The sequence below is a fragment of the Klebsiella sp. X1-16S-Nf21 genome, assembly GCF_002837615.1.
In the GTDB taxonomy this organism is placed as follows: Bacteria; Pseudomonadota; Gammaproteobacteria; order Enterobacterales; family Enterobacteriaceae; genus Klebsiella; species Klebsiella variicola.
The window spans coordinates 1-15,377 of the sequence record NZ_PJDK01000102.1; the positions used below are offsets into that span (position 1 = coordinate 1).

At 59.3% G+C, this 15,377-nt stretch carries 13 protein-coding genes; 5 read left to right on the forward strand and 8 right to left on the reverse strand.

Annotated features, from left to right (window positions below; all coding sequences use genetic code 11):
* A partial coding sequence (locus CW267_RS27395; protein WP_101148683.1) for a class II fructose-bisphosphate aldolase occupies window positions 1–746 on the forward strand: 746 nt, incomplete at its 5' end.
* 59 nt (window positions 747–805) lie between these two features.
* Here the strand turns inward: CW267_RS27395 and CW267_RS27400 are convergent.
* The 3 genes from CW267_RS27400 to CW267_RS27410 all read right to left on the reverse strand — a co-directional run bounded on the left by CW267_RS27400 (window position 806) and on the right by CW267_RS27410 (window position 4,071).
* Window positions 806–2,674 carry an amidohydrolase gene (locus CW267_RS27400; protein ID WP_008805363.1) on the reverse strand — a complete coding sequence of 623 codons (1,869 nt, stop codon included), beginning with the start codon at window positions 2,672–2,674 and terminating at the stop codon, window positions 806–808.
* A gap of 24 nt (window positions 2,675–2,698) precedes the next feature.
* Window positions 2,699–3,244, reverse strand: coding sequence for an antibiotic biosynthesis monooxygenase (locus CW267_RS27405; protein ID WP_008805362.1), 546 nt, complete (start codon window positions 3,242–3,244; stop codon window positions 2,699–2,701).
* Window positions 3,245–3,429: 185 nt separating this feature from the next.
* Window positions 3,430–4,071: a hydrolase gene (locus CW267_RS27410; RefSeq protein WP_002890357.1), complete on the reverse strand. Its 642-nt coding sequence runs from the start codon at window positions 4,069–4,071 to the stop codon at window positions 3,430–3,432.
* A gap of 268 nt (window positions 4,072–4,339) precedes the next feature.
* Here CW267_RS27410 and CW267_RS27415 point away from each other — a divergent pair, with 268 nt between their 5' ends.
* Window positions 4,340–5,242 (forward strand): LysR substrate-binding domain-containing protein, encoded by a 903-nt coding sequence (locus CW267_RS27415; protein ID WP_012968843.1) that lies wholly within the window; start codon window positions 4,340–4,342, stop codon window positions 5,240–5,242.
* Here the strand turns inward: CW267_RS27415 and malZ are convergent.
* The 3 genes from malZ to brnQ form a co-directional block, all read right to left on the reverse strand.
* On the reverse strand, window positions 5,239–7,056 hold the full coding sequence (malZ, locus tag CW267_RS27420) for a maltodextrin glucosidase (protein WP_023297119.1): 1,818 nt from the start codon (window positions 7,054–7,056) through the stop codon (window positions 5,239–5,241). The genes CW267_RS27415 and malZ overlap by 4 nt on opposite strands.
* 150 nt (window positions 7,057–7,206) lie before the next feature.
* Complete coding sequence (gene proY, locus CW267_RS27425; protein ID WP_023297118.1) at window positions 7,207–8,580, reverse strand: proline-specific permease ProY; 1,374 nt, start codon at window positions 8,578–8,580, stop codon at window positions 7,207–7,209.
* A gap of 86 nt (window positions 8,581–8,666) precedes the next feature.
* Window positions 8,667–9,986, reverse strand: coding sequence for a branched-chain amino acid transporter carrier protein BrnQ (gene brnQ, locus CW267_RS27430; RefSeq protein ID WP_012542710.1), 1,320 nt, complete (start codon window positions 9,984–9,986; stop codon window positions 8,667–8,669).
* On the opposite strand from brnQ, the gene CW267_RS30955 reads away from it, so the two are divergent.
* Window positions 9,978–10,319: a hypothetical protein gene (locus CW267_RS30955; RefSeq protein WP_153242733.1), complete on the forward strand. Its 342-nt coding sequence runs from the start codon at window positions 9,978–9,980 to the stop codon at window positions 10,317–10,319. The genes brnQ and CW267_RS30955 overlap by 9 nt on opposite strands.
* Before the next feature lie 80 nt (window positions 10,320–10,399).
* On the opposite strand, the gene phoR is transcribed toward CW267_RS30955, so the two are convergent.
* Both phoR and phoB read right to left on the reverse strand, forming a co-directional pair.
* On the reverse strand, window positions 10,400–11,695 hold the full coding sequence (phoR, locus tag CW267_RS27435) for a phosphate regulon sensor histidine kinase PhoR (RefSeq protein ID WP_012968845.1): 1,296 nt from the start codon (window positions 11,693–11,695) through the stop codon (window positions 10,400–10,402).
* Window positions 11,696–11,716: 21 nt separating this feature from the next.
* Entirely contained in the window at window positions 11,717–12,406 is a 690-nt protein-coding gene (phoB, locus tag CW267_RS27440) for a phosphate response regulator transcription factor PhoB (protein ID WP_002890343.1), read from the reverse strand.
* A 182-nt stretch (window positions 12,407–12,588) separates the two neighbouring features.
* Between phoB and sbcD the strand changes: the two genes are divergently transcribed.
* Together sbcD and sbcC are read left to right on the forward strand one after the other, a co-directional pair.
* Entirely contained in the window at window positions 12,589–13,794 is a 1,206-nt protein-coding gene (gene sbcD / locus CW267_RS27445) for an exonuclease subunit SbcD (RefSeq protein WP_100781123.1), read from the forward strand.
* Window positions 13,791–15,377 (forward strand): exonuclease subunit SbcC (gene sbcC / locus CW267_RS27450; RefSeq protein WP_101148684.1); only part of this gene is annotated, 1,587 nt, incomplete at its 3' end. The genes sbcD and sbcC, both read left to right, overlap by 4 nt.

Consider the following 15,377-nt stretch of genomic DNA (forward strand, 5'->3'; position numbering starts at 1 on the left):
AGTGCCGCTCACCGGTTATTTTGGGCGTGTCCGGCGGCACGGTTAAGCATATGCTCGGGCTAAAATGTATTCATGATATTGTGGTTAATGCCATAGATTATTTACATATTGATATTCCGGTGGCTCTGCATCTGGATCACGGCACTACCCAGGAGGCCTGCGAAGCCGCGATCGCTGCCGGCTTCAGTTCCATTATGTTTGATGGTTCACATCTGCCGTTCAGGGAAAACCTGACCATCACCCGCCACCTGGTGGCGCTGGCGCACAGCAAGGGCATCTCCGTGGAAGCCGAACTGGGGACCATCGCCGGCAGTGAAGATGGTATCGTTAACTCCGAGGTCATTTACGCCGATCCTGAAGAGTGCTACACCCTGGTGACAGAAACGCAGGTGGATTGCCTCGCCGCCGCGCTGGGTTCCACCCATGGTCTGTATAAAGGTAAAGCCCGGCTGGGATTTACTGAGATGAAAGCCATTGCCGAGCGCGTGAAGGTCCCGCTGGTGCTGCATGGCGGCACCGGTATTGCCGATGAGGATATGCGCCGGGCGATTGCCTGCGGCACCGCCAAGATTAACGTCAATACCGAAAACATGTACGCCTGGTGCCAGCAGGTGAAAGCGATCTTTGCCGCCGATACCGGGCACGATGTGAACGATCCGCGGAAAGTCATCACCCAGGGGCTGCAGCCGGTACGTGAGATGATTGCCCGCCGCATGGCGCTTTTTGGCTCACAGCAGCGCTATTGACGCCGGGCCTGCGGCTGAAACCTCCGCCCCGAAGCTGCCGGGGCGGAGGCGTCAAGGTATCAGAAGGCAAAGCAGGAGCAGCCCAGCACGCCCCAGAAAGCTTGCTCATCGGAGACCGGAATCGACGACCTGCGCGCAATATCATGTTGGTGGCCGTGAACGCCGCAGCTGCCGCAGCACTGGTGCATCTGCACCATGGCGCCGATTTTAGCCGCCGCCGGCGGAGCGGAACGGTAATGGCCCGGGACCTTCACCACCGGTGACCACTCCGGTAGCACCGGAATGGGCGGCGGCGCCAGCGGCGAAAAGTGACCGGCAGCGTACACCACTTTGCCATCAACCACCGTTAACACGGACTCAATGCCTTTGATCTCCTCTTCCGCGACGCTGAAGTAGTCTTTCGACAGCACCACCAGATCGGCAAGCTGACCGGCGGCCAGACGGCCTTTCTTGCCCTGCTCGCTGGAGAACCAGGCGCTGCCCGCCGTCCACAGCTCCAGCGCGACATCGCGCGGCAGGCGGTTGTCGTCGTCATACATCGCCATCCCGCCAACGGTGCGCCCGGAGACCAGCCAGTACAGCGCAGTCCACGGGTTATAGCTGGCGACGCGGGTGGCATCGGTGCCCAGCCCCACCGGCACGTCCAGTTCCAGCATTTTCGCTACCGGCGGGGTATGTTTCACCGCCTCTTTACCGTAGCGATCGACAAAATATTCGCCCTGGAAGGCCATCCGGTGCTGCACCGCAATACCGCCCCCCAGCGCCTTCACCCGCTCAATGTTACGCTCGGTAATGGTCTCGGCATGATCGAAGAACCAGTGCAGGCCATTAAACGGGATATCGCGGTTCACCTTCTCAAACACGTCCAGCATCCGGCTGATGGACTCGTCGTAGGTGGCATGCAGGCGGAACGGCCAGCGATGCTCCACCAGATGGCGCACCACCCGCTCCAGCTCATCCTCCATGCCTTGCGGCAGATCCGGCCGCGGCTGCAGGAAATCTTCAAAATCCGCCGCCGAGAACACCAGCATCTCGCCGGCGCCGTTGGCGCGATAGAAGTCGGTCCCCTGCCCCGGCTTCAGCATATCGGTCCAGCGTTCGAAATCCTCCAGCTCCTGCTTCGGCCGCTGGGTAAACAGGTTGTAGGCGATGCGCACAGTCATCTGATCTTTCGCGTGCAGCTGTTCGATAATTTCGTAATCTTCCGGATAGTTCTGGAAGCCGCCCCCGGCGTCGATGGCGCTGGTCAGCCCCAGTCGGTTCAGCTCGCGCATAAACTGGCGGGTAGAGTTCACCTGCAGATCCAGCGGCAGCTTCGGCCCTTTGGCCAGCGTGGCGTAAAGGATCATGGCGTTCGGTTTGGCGATCAGCATCCCGGTCGGGTTGCCGCGGCTATCGCGGACGATCTCTCCGCCCACCGGATCCGGCGTCTCTTTGGTATACCCCACGGCTTTCAGCGCCGCGCGGTTCAGCAGCGCGCGATCGTAGAGATGCAGCACAAACACCGGCGTATCGGGCGCCGCGTCGTTCAGCTCTTCCAGGGTCGGCATCCGCCGCTCAGCGAACTGAAATTCGCTCCAGCCGCCGACCACCCGCACCCACTGCGGAGAGGGTGTGCGATCCGCCTGATCCTTAAGCATTCGCAGGGCATCGGCCAGCGAGGGGACGCCCTCCCAGCGGAGCTCAAGGTTGTAGTTCAACCCGCCGCGGATCAGGTGCAGGTGAGAATCGTTGAGGCCCGGGATCACCGTATGCCCTTTGAGATCGACGATTTGCGTTCCCTCGGCGGCAAAGCTCATGATCCGATCGTGGCTTCCGGTAGCAACAATTTTTCCGTCGGCGATGGCCACGGCTTCCGCCAGGGGATTCGCGCGATCGAGGGTATGAATCTGACCGTGGGTCAGAATCAGTGTGGCAGTTTGCGACATAACGCACTCCTTGAGGAGGCTGACTCAGTTTTTCTTTAACCAGCCAGCAAACAGGCGGGTCACGATGGGCATCCAGAACCAGACCACCAGCGCAACCACGCAGGCATCATTGATCAGGTGCAGCAGCAGGCTCCCTTTGAGCGACGGCAACAGCATACCGGTGACCGCAGGCACCAGGTTGGTGCTGGGAAAAATCACCAGCAGGGTGATCAGAAATTGTTTCCAGCGCCGCGGCTGGCGCACGTTCGCCGTCGGCGGGGTAAACCAGAAGGCCGGCTCGGTCCGCACCTCCGTCCGATCGCCTTCCGTCAGCAGCGGCGCAATCTCTGCCACCAGCTGCCGACGGGTTTCCGACTGCGTCCAGGCGTAGAGGTGCTCCAGGGTATCGAAGCGGATTATGACGCTCCACAGATTCTGCCCTGCGGCGGGCCGGATCACATTCGCGCCGAGATGGCCGGGAAACTCGGCCGCAATGGGCATAATTTTACCGAGCCACTCCTCGTAGCGCTGGCCGTGTTGCGGATCGAGCAGATGGCTGATGACCAGGGTCACCGATTTTTGCTGCGCCATAGAGAGTTCCTTGCTTCAGGGGAATGGCGGGATTGTTCCCGCCATTAGCCACAGATGACCATACACAACATCATTCATGCTACGTCGAGGCGGCAAGCCGGCACGTCCCCCTGAGCGGAGATAAGTCAGCGACCGGGGACGGGTAAACGCAGCCGAAGATCAGGCAGCCTGAAGGATGAAGTGATTTACGCTTTACGCTCCGGCGCGCCATGCACCATGGTATAAGCGTAATCCACGCCCATCCCGTAGGCGCCGCTGTGTTCGCGTACGAGGTCCATCACCGCATCGTAGGTCGCTTTGCGCGACCAGTCGCGCTGGTACTCCAGCAGCACCTGTTGCCAGGTCACCGGTACCGCCCCCGCCTGCACCATCCGGTCAATAGACCGCTCATGGGCGTCGACAGAGGTGCCGCCGGAGGTATCCGTCACCACATAGACCTCGTAGCCCGCCTCCAGCGCCATCAAAGCCGGGAAGGTCAGGCAGACTTCGGTCCACAGGGCGGAAATCACCAGCTTTTTACGGCCGGTCGCTTTCACCGCCGCCACAAACGCGTCGTCTTCCCAGGAGTTCATCGAGGTACGTTCAATCGGCTTGACGTCAGGATGCACGGCCAATAATTCCGGCCAGATATAACCGCTGAAGCTTTTGGTCTCTACGGAGGTATAAATCACCGGCACATTAAAAATTTTGCCCGCTTTCGCCAGCGCCACGGTGTTATTTTTCAGGGTCTGGCGATCGATATTCGCCACGCCAAATGACATCTGCGGCTGGTGGTCAATAAAGATAAGTGCGGAATTAGTGGGATCGAGCAGTTCACGAATAGACATTAAATACCTTCTTAATCAATTAGTTAAAAAGATGACATGATGGTTAATGCGTCGTGTGGATCCTGACTGATAAAGCATGGTGAGTATAGCCAGTTATTTCTAACAAGTTATTAAAGTTTTTTTGTGGTTTATTTTTTTGCCCGTAGCAAGGATTTGCTCGCATCCGCATTAATCAAATTTTTACGCCAAACTGTTCTGATTTATTCACTGGCATTGATTATTGTGCTTAGGTACAACAAGGGAAAATAAATTAATGGATAGCTCCCCCATGCGTGTGAATTTTGATGTACTCATGATCCTTGATGCCCTGGACAGACACGGGTCCTTCGCCACCGCCGCGGAGTCGCTGTATAAAACCCCCGCCGCCCTGAGCTATATGATCCAGAAGCTGGAGAGCGATCTGGATATTGTGCTGTTGGATCGCTCTGGCCACCGGGCGAAGTTTACCGATACCGGTAGGCTGATGCTGGAGAAGGGACGGCAGCTGTTGAGCGCCGCCAGAGATCTGGAAAAGCAGGCGCAGCAGCTGAGCGCGGGCTGGGAGCGAGAGCTGGCGATCGCTCTCGATGCTTCGTTTCCCTTTTCTGCCCTGCTACCGCTGATCGCCGAATTTTATGCGCAAAACCCGCAGACGCGGCTGAACTTCAGTCATCACACCCTCGCCGGTTCGTGGGAAGAGCTGACCCACCATGGCGCGGATATTATCCTCGGCGCCATCAATGAACCCCCGACCTCTGCAGAGTGGTCATGGCAAACCCTCGGCGCGCTGGATAACATTTTCGTGGTTGCCCCCGCTCACCCGCTGGCTCAGGCGAAGGAGCCACTGACCAATAAACAGCTCAGCCAACATCGGGCCATCGTGATCCGCGACAGCGCCCGTTATTGCCATCCGCTAAACAGCAATCTCCTCGACGAGCAGCCGCAAATCGGCGTCGATGATTTCGCCAGTAAAGTCGAACTGCTGTGCGCCGGGTTGGGCTGCGGCTTTCTGCCGCGCCATATCGCTCGCCCATGGCTGGAAAAAGGCAGTCTGGTGGAGAAAAGCGTCGCCTGCTGGCGGGAAAAAGATATCACCTACATGGCCTGGCGCAGCGGAAATGACGGGCTGGCTCAGCGCTGGTGGCGGGAGGCGCTCCTCCGCGGCGACCTGCTGAGCCAGCTCTACCGTTAACGGCCGGACCAGACGCTGGCGGAGATGGCCGGAAGGGTCAGCACCCCGTCCTGAAAGGCGCCGGCGCCTTCCAGCAGCGTCCACCCGGCCACGTTCAGCAGCGGCGAATCCTCGATAACCACCTCGCAGGCTTCCCCGCGGTTAATCGCCACCAGCACGCGCTGCTGTTTGTAGACCCGGACAAACACCACCACGTTATCCTCGGCGTAAATCACCTGACAGCCGCCGTAGCGCAGCGCCTGCTGGGCCTTACGCAGTTTCGCCATCCGCTGATACAGCGCCAGCAGTTGGGTATCCTGCAGCGCCGGATCCCACGGGAACGGTTTGCGGCAGAACGGATCGTTGTTGCCATCCACGCCCACCTCGTCGCCGTAGTAGATACACGGTACGCCCGGCCAGCTAAACAGCCACACCACCGCCAGCGGCAGGCGCGCTACGTCTTTACCAAGGAGAGATTTAAAGCGCGCCGTATCATGGCTGTCGAGCTGGTTGAACATCCGCAGCTGCTGCTGATGCGACAGCCCGGCGCGATAATTATCCATCCACGCCATACAGGTCTGGGCGTCTATCTTTTGCGGATCGTAGGAAATATCAGTATTGGCAAGGAAACCCCAGATCGGGAAGGTAAAGCCGCGATAGTTCATCGCCGCATCTTCGGCATCCGCCTGCAGCCATTGTCGCGCATCGCCAAAATGTTCGCCAAAGACAAAGGCTTCCGGCTGCGTTTGTTTTGCCGCCTGAGTGATGCCGGCGATATGCTGCAGGTTATTCCGCGCCCCGCCGCCTTCGCCCAGCATATGCACCACGTCCAGACGCCAGCCGTCCATGCTCCACGGCGCTTTCAGCCAGTGGCGTACGATACTGTCCTCGCCGGCATAGATCTCGTTGACCAGGCTGGTCGAGCGATAGTCGAGCTTCGGCAGACTGGCATAGCCCAGCCAGTTGTGCGCCTGCCCCTCCTCTGAGAAGGTAAACCAGTCGCGCCACGGGGAGTCCGGATAATGGCCGGCGCCGCCGCTGCCCTGCTGGTGTCGGTCGAACCAGGGATGGGAATCGCCGGTATGGTTGAACACCCCGTCGAGGATCATGCGCATCCCCGCCCGCTGGGTGTTGTGGCGCAGCCGGAGCAGCGCCGCGTCGCCGCCAAACTGCGGATCGACGCGCCGATAATCCTCGGTATCGTATTTATGCACGCTGGGGGCGGCGAAAACCGGGTTCAGATAGAGGGCGGTGACGCCGAGTTGCTTCAGGTAGGGAAGTTTTTCGCTGATGCCGTCGAGATCGCCGCCGTAGAACGTCGACCCGCCCGCCTCACCGGTTAGCGGTTCGTCCCATGCCTTGCGCACAATCTCCCGTCCCGCCGCGTGATGGTAATAGACCGCATCCTGGTCGGCGTCACGCGCGGCGCTGCGGGCAAAGCGATCGGGGAAAATCTGATAGAACACCTGATCGGCCACCCACTGCGGGCCGGCGTCCGGCAGGTCAATGGCAAACTGTTCCAGCCTGGCCGGCGGGAAACGGGTGAAACCTTGTGGCGTAAACCAGCGCTGATGGTCGGCCCACAGCAGCTTAAAGCTGTAGCGGCGGCGCGGCTGGCCGCTGGCGAGAGAGATTTCACCGCGCCATGCCACCACGCCTGGCTGCGGCACCTGACGGAGCCGCTGCATCGGCAGCGACAGCTCTTCGTTATCCTCTTCCGCGCGCAGCGTGATCCGCTGCGGCAGCGACTCACCGCTTAACCACAGGGTAATAAACAGTCGGTCCTGTTGCACCTTGATAAAGGGTGCAACCGGAAGGTGCCATGCCTTCAACATCGTGAATCCTCATTGTGCAGAATGGGCACACCTTGCCATAGCCGTCAGGCGCAGAACTCATCATCACAGGATTTTTTGGGGGAGGATAACGGGGGAGGACGCGGGACTGCAAGCCGCCCCGGTCGCGTGATGCTGACCGGGGCGGTGCATTTACTGTGCCTGCGCCAGGCGGCGATCGCGACGGGTCTTAAAGACCCAGCCCAGCAGCAGCAGGCCGATCCACGCCATACCGACATACAGCGAGATACGGGTATCCGGATGATAGCCGATCAGGGCGATAATAAAGGCCAGGAACACCAGGCCGACTACCGTGGTCACCACTCCGCCGGGCACTTTGAATTTCAGCGCCTTGACCTCTTCGGGCGACAGACGGCGGCGGAAGGCAATCTGGGACAACAGGATCATAATCCACACCCACACCGTGGCGAAGGTGGCCAGGGAGGCGATCACCAGGAAGACGTTTTCCGGCATGATGTAATTGAGATACACCGCAAACAACAGCGCAATAGTCATCACTATCACCGTCACCCACGGAATACCGCGGCGCGACGTTTTAGCGAACACCTTCGGCGCGCTGCCCTGCTCAGCCATACCGTGCAGCATACGGCCCACGCCGAACACGTCGGAGTTAATCGCCGACAGGGAGGCTGTCAGGACCACGAAGTTAAGAATACTGGCCGCGAAGGTAATGCCCAGATGCTGGAAGGTCAGGACAAAGGGGCTGCCGTCGGTTCCCACCTGATTCCACGGATAGATGGACATAATGACGAACAGTGTGCCGACGTAGAACACCAGAATACGCATCGGCACCGAGTTGATCGCGCGCGGAATGGATTTCTCCGGGTCTTTCGCCTCACCGGCGGTAATACCGATGATTTCGATGCCGCCGTAGGCGAACATCACCATCTGCAGCGACATCACCATCCCCAGCCAGCCGTTGCTGAAGAAGCCGCCGTTGCTCCACAGGTTATGAATGCCGGTCGGCTGGCCGCCGTTGCCGATCCCCCAGATAATAATGCCGAACCCGGCGAGGATCATGATGATAATGGTGGCCACTTTGAAGAACGAGAACCAGAACTCCAGCTCACCAAACACCTTGACGCTCATCAGGTTGACGGCGCAGATGATCAGTACCACGCTGAGCACCCAGATCCAGTGCGGCACCGTCGGGAACCAGACGCCCATGTAGATACCGAAGGCGGTGACGTCGGCGATGGCGACGATCAGGATTTCGAAGCAGTAGGTCCAGCCGGTGATATAGCCCGCCAGTCCGCCGAGGTTTTCCTGGGCATAGCGGGAAAATGAGCTGGCGGCAGGGTTATGCACCGACATCTCACCGAGCGCCCGCATAATGATATATGCCGCGACGCCACCGATAATGTAGGCCAACAGCACGCTGGGTCCGGCCATCTTAATGGCGTCGGCTGAGCCGTAAAAAAGCCCGGTGCCGATGGCGGAACCCAGGGCCATAAAGCGGATATGCCGGGTGCTTAGCCCGCGCTTAAGCTTGTTACTACTTTCCATCGTGGTTTTTCAATGCCGTTTAACACAAAAAATAAAAAACCACGGAACCCGAAGTCCCGTGGTTAAACGCTTTTCCTTAACGCCTGTTAATGGGCGCTGGAGGCCACCTGACGTCCGGCTGCACGATCCCAGATCACCGCGAGGAACACCATCACGGCGGTGGGCATCAGCCAGGCCAGGCCCTGCTCCGCCAGCGGCAGACGCGCGGTCCAGGCCGGCAGAATCGCGGCAAACGCCGATGACTTAATCCCGTCAATGATACCAAACATCAGGCTGATAAACATGGCCGGTGCGATAACGCGGGACGAATTATGCCACCAACTGCGGGTAAAGCTTAATACAACCAGTGCGATACACGGCGGATAGATAGCGGTCAGCACCGGAATTGACACCTGAATCAGATGGCTCAGACCCAGATTGGAGACCGCCATCGAGAACAGGCCAAGGATAAAGACCAGCGTGCGATAGGAGAACGGCAGATACTGGGCAAAGAACTCGGCGCAGGCGCAGGTCAGGCCCACCGCCGTCACCAGACAAGCGATGAAGATCAGCGCCGCCAGCAGGAAGCTGCCCGCCCCGCCGAAGGTGTGCTGCACGTAGGAGTGCAGAATGGCCGCGCCGTTGGCGGACTGGTCCACGAGAGTGGCGCTGTCAGAACCCAGACGGAACAACGCCAGGTACAGCAGCGTCAGGCCAACGCCTGCCATCAGGCCAGCCCAGACGGTGTAGCGGGTCAACAGACGCGCTTCGCTGACGCCGCGGGAGCGTGCCGCATTGACAATCACGATCCCGAACACCATCGCGCCGAGGGTATCCATGGTCAGGTAGCCGTTGACGAAGCCATTGGAGAATGGCGCCGTACGATACGCTTCCAGCGCGTCGCTGATCGGGCCCGCTGGCCAGATGATGGCCGCGACCGCCAGCACAATCAGGGCGATAATTTTCAGCGGCGCAAGGAAGTTGCCCACGGTGTCCAGCAGTTTGCCCGGATAGAGGGAGACCAGAATCACCAGCGCGAAATAGATAACGCTGTAGATCAGCAGCGGCAGCGGGCCGTCGCCGGTCAGCGGCGCAATACCGACCTCAAAGGAGACGGTCGCGGTGCGCGGGGTCGCGAACAGCGGTCCCACCGCGAGATAACACACCACCGCCAGCAGGATACCCGCCACTTTACCAATCGGGGTGCTCAGGCTTTCAACGCCGCCGCCGACTTTCGCCAGCGCCACCACCGTCAGCACCGGCAGACCCACCGCAGTGATCAGGAAGCCGATCGCCGCTGTCCAGACGTGCTCGCCCGCCTGTAAGCCAACCATCGGAGGGAAAATTATGTTGCCTGCGCCAACAAACAACGCGAAGGTCATAAAGCCCAACGCTATGATGTCGCGAGATTTTAACTGATGGGTCATAAATTCATTACTGCCTGTGGATGTGGTGTTGTAAAAAATGGAAAAATACCGCGCTCCCCTCTCAGGGACGATACAGCGGCCATTGCCGGTAAACTCAGCGAGATATGCTCCCGAAGCGGCGTGGGAAAGAATTGTTTTTGGTATTACCACGCAAAAGCAGTCTGTCATCGACTGCGCAGGCGCAATTTAAACGCTTATAACGTTTTAAAGCAAGGCACGATCGCAAAAGCAGATGATTATGCTGGTTATCAGTTTCACACCAGAATCATTTACCATATTGATGGAAAACCCGTGGCTTATCATGCGAACAAAAAAGCAGCACGCGTTCATTAAATAGGCGAGGAAAAAAGGGATGCCAACGAAAATGACCAGCCGGGGCTGGTCATTGGCAAGATAAGCTGACAGCACGCCGATCAGGCGTCGTTTCTGGCAATTAATCGTTCCGGGAGCAGGAAGCTAAAACGGGTTCCCTTGCCCACCGTGCTGTCGATCTCCAGCCGGCTGTCATGATGGTTGACCGCGTGTTTGACGATCGCCAGTCCCAGACCGCTGCCCCCCGTTTGCCGGGAGCGAGCTTTATCCACCCGATAAAAACGCTCGGTCAAACGGGGAATATGCTCTGGCGCAATGCCTGGCCCATTATCCTCGACGCTGAACAGCGCCCCCTGCGGGGTCCGCTGCCAGCTGACGCGAATTTCGGTCCCCGGCGGGGTGTGGTTCACCGCGTTATAGACCAGATTGGAAATGGCGCTGCGCAGTTGCTCCTCATTACCCAACACCTTGAGCTGCTCGTCAACGGTGAAGATCAGCGTCTGTTTCTCCTGGCTGAGAGTTTGCGCCTCGCGCTCCACCACCCGCAGCATCATCGGCACGTCGATGCGGTCATTCATCGCCAGCGCCGGCGCGGCTTCAATGCGCGACAGCGTCAGCAACTGCTTCACCAGCCCTTCCATACGCTGAGTTTGCTCTCGCATGGTGTGCAGGGCTTTTTCCCGCGTCGCCCCCTCCAGTACCTGCTCCTGCATCATCTCCAGATAGCCCTGCAGCACCGTCAGCGGGGTGCGCAGTTCATGGCTGACGTTGGCGAAAAAGTTCCGCCGCGCCCCTTCCAGCTGATGCATCTGCGTCACGTCGCGCGCCACCATCAGCCACTGCTTATCGGTGTAAGGCATCACGCGAATTTCCAGATGGCGAGCGTTATTCAGCACCAGGTTGAGTGGCTTAGAAAAATCACGCTGTTTCAGATAGTTGGCGAACTCGGGATAACGCAGGAGGTTGAGAATATTTTGGCCACTGTCGTCCGGCCAGCGCAGGTTTAAAATCTGCTGCGCCAGGCCATTACACCAGAAAATGGCCCCCTCTTCCGTGGTCAGTACAACCGCATCCGGCAGCGATTCCGCCCCGCTGCGAAAGCGTTTAATCAGGCTTCCCAGCTCGCGTCGACGCTTTTTATTACGCATCTGCATCTGATGCAGACCATACAGCAGCGGCTCCCAGCTGCCGCGTCCAGGCGGAGGAGTCATGCTCCGATCCACCCACAACCACCACGACAGGCGCATCAAATTCCAGAAATGCCAGATCAGCAAACCGGTCACTGCCGCCAGTAAAAACCACGGCAGATGACCCACAAACGCCCCCAGAATCAGGGCCGGAATACACGCTAAAAAGAGCTCCAGCGCCAGCCTTTTCCATGACAGCCGTTCCAGCACGGGTCACACTCCTGTCAAAATTCAGAAACGGGCGGAGAAACGATACCCCGTGCCGCGAACCGTTTGCACCATGCGATCATGGCCACTGTGTTCCAGCGCTTTGCGCAGGCGGCGAATATGGACGTCCACCGTGCGGTCTTCCACATAGACGTTGGTTCCCCAGACGTGGTTCAGCAGCTGCTCGCGGCTGTACACTCGCTCAGGATGGGTCATAAAGAAGTGCAATAATTTAAATTCCGTCGGCCCCATGTCCAGCGGACTGTCGCCGGTCATCACCCGATGCGACGAAGGGTCGAGGCTCAGACCCTGCATTTCGATCACCTCTTCCACCGCCATCGGCGAAATACGGCGCATCACCGCTTTGATTCGCGCCACCAGCTCTTTCGGTGAGAAAGGCTTGGTAATGTAGTCGTCCGCGCCGGTCTCCAGGCCGCGAACACGATCCTCTTCTTCTCCACGCGCGGTCAGCATCACAACCGGGATATCCCGCGTCATCGCCTCGCGCTTGAGCAACTTAATAAACTGCAGCCCCGAACCACCCGGCAGCATCCAGTCAAGGAGAATCAAATCAGGCCAGGGTTCATTGAGTTGATTCACCGCGCTGTCATAATCTTCCGCCTCGACGGGCTGAAAGCCATTTTGCTCCAGAACAAAGCAGACCATTTCGCGGATTGGAGCTTCATCTTCAACGACCAGAATTCTTCTCGCCATTATTTACCCTGTGTTTTTTAGCCATCAGTATAGAAGTGCGGCGTCATTATGCGTCACTTTTGTGACAGATTTATGAAAAAAATGACGGTCTGATGATCGGGTAATTTGAAGCATGACGCGGACTTACCCCGCGCCGACAAATGATATACTGCCGCCCATGCTTTTTTCGCTAGGGAAGATTTATGCGCCTCCTTCACACCTCCGACTGGCATTTGGGCCAGAATTTTTACAGCAAAAGCCGCGCGGCAGAACACGACGCTTTTCTTACCTGGCTGCTGGCCCGCGCGCAGGAGCATGAAGTCGACGCCATTATCGTGGCTGGCGATATTTTTGATACCTGCTCGCCGCCGAGCTATGCCCGCGAGCTGTATAACCGTTTTGTCGTCCAGTTGCAGCAGACCGGCTGTCGCCTGGTGGTGCTGGCGGGCAATCACGATTCAGTGGCGATGCTCAATGAGTCCCGCGATATTCTCGCCTTTTTGCACACCACCGTGGTGGCGAACGCCGGCTACGCGCCCATTGAGCTGCCGTTGCGCGACGGCACCCCTGGCGCCATCTTTTGCCCGGTGCCGTTTTTACGCCCCCGCGAGCTGGTTACCAGTCAGGCCGGCCACTCCGGTCGGGAAAAACAGCAACAGCTACTGCACGCCATCAGCGACTATTATCAGGAGCAGTATCAGCAGGCCTGCGCGCTGCGCGGCGATCGGCCGCTGCCCATCATTGCCAGCGGCCACCTGACCACCGTCGGCGCCAGCAAAAGCGATGCCGTCCGCGACATTTACATCGGCACGCTGGATGCCTTTCCGGCGCAACACTTCCCGCCTGCCGACTACATTGCGCTGGGCCATATTCATCGGGCGCAGGTGGTCGGTGGCTGCGAGCACATCCGCTACAGCGGCTCGCCGCTGCCGCTGAGCTTCGATGAAACCGGCAAAGCCAAATCGGTGCACCTGGTGAGTTTTAACGACGGGCGCCTCAGCGCCGTGGAAACCCTGGAGGTGCCCGTGACCCAGCCGCTGGCAGTGATCAAAGGCGATCTGGCCGCCATCACCGCCCAGCTGGAGCAGTGGCGCGGCGTCGAGCAGGACCCGCCGGTGTGGCTGGATATCGAAATTACCACCGAGGACTACCTGCACGATATTCAGCGTCATATTCAGGCGCTGACGGAGGATCTGCCGGTGGAAGTGTTGCTGGTACGACGCAGCCGCGAGCAGCGCGAGAAAATATTGCTCAACGCCCAGCGGGAGACCCTTAGCGAACTGAAGGTGGAAGAGGTGTTCGAGCGCCGGCTGGCGCTGACCGAGATTGACGATGACAAGCGCGCCCGGCTGCACGAGCTGTTCACCCATACGCTGCATACGCTCACCGCGGAGGACGAAAACGCATGAAAATCCTCAGTCTGCGTCTGAAAAACCTCAACTCCCTGAAGGGTGAATGGAAGATAGACTTTACCGCCGAGCCGTTCGTCAGCAACGGCCTGTTCGCCATTACCGGCGCCACCGGCGCCGGCAAAACCACCCTGCTCGATGCCATTTGCCTGGCGCTTTATCACGAGACGCCGCGCCTGAATAAAGTTTCCCAGTCGCAAAATGACCTGATGACCCGCGATACCGCCGAATGTCTGGCGGAAGTCGAGTTTGAAGTCAAAGGCACCGCCTACCGCGCTTTCTGGAGCCAGAACCGGGCACGCAACCAACCGGATGGCAATCTGCAGGCGCCCCGCGTCGAGCTGGCACGCTGCGCCGACGGCAAAATCCTCGCCGATAAGGTCTCGGACAAACTGGAGCAAACCGCGACGCTCACCGGGCTAGACTATGGCCGTTTCACCCGCTCGATGCTGCTTTCCCAGGGACAATTTGCCGCCTTCCTGAACGCGAAGCCGAGCGATCGCGCGGAGCTGCTGGAGGAGCTGACCGGCACGGAAATCTACGGCCAGATTTCGGCCATGGTCTACGAACAGCACAAAGCTGCTCGCCACGCGCTGGAGAAGTTCGAAGCCCAGGCGGCGGGCATCGTTCTGCTGACGGAAGCGCAGCAGCAGGCGCTGCAGGAAAGTTTGCAGGTACTCACTGACGAAGAAAAAACCCTGCTAACGCAGCAGCAAAACCAGCAACAGCAGCTTCAGTGGCTGACGCGCTGCGACGAGCTGGCGCAGCAGCACCAGCAGGCGGTTAGCCGGCAGCAGCAGGCCCGCCAGGCGCTGACCGACGCCGCCCCGGCGCTGGCGAAGCTTGAGCTGGCCCAGCCGGCCGCCCAACTTCGCCCCCTGTGGGAGCGTCAGCAGGAACAGGTGGCAGGTCTGGCGCAAACCCGGCAACGGATCAACGAAGTAAATGCTCGCTTACTTGCCTGCACCGCGCAGCGCGCGCGCATCCGCCGCAGCGCCCTGCACGCTCAGCAGCAGCGTCAGGCTGAACTGACGGACCTGGCGCAGTGGCTGGCGGCCCATGACCGATTCCGCTTATGGGGCCAGGAGATTGCCGGCTGGCGGGCGCAATTCTCGCAACTGACGCGCGATAAACAGCAGCTAACGGCTCAGACCACCCGCCTGGCCGCGCTGCGCCAGAAACTAAGCGCTCTGCCGGCCAGCTCCCTGTCATTGTCCGCAGAGGAAGTCGCGGCGGCGATGGCGCAGCAAACGCAATCGCGGCCGCTGCGCCAGCGGCTGCTCTCCCTGCATGAACAGCATCAGCAGTTGCACAAACGCCTGCGGCAGAGCGCCGAGAACATCCAGCAGGCGCAAACGGAGCAGGCAAAACTCAATGCCACCCTGACGCAACGTCGGGAGCAATATAAAGACAAAAACCAGCACTATCTCGACCTGAAGGCGCTCTGCCAGCGGGAAGAAACGATTAAAGATCTGGAAGGTTACCGCGCCCGGCTTGAGGCGGGGAAGCCCTGCCCGCTGTGCGGATCCTGTGAACATCCGGCGATTGAGCAATACGCCTCCCTAACGGTCACGGATAATCAG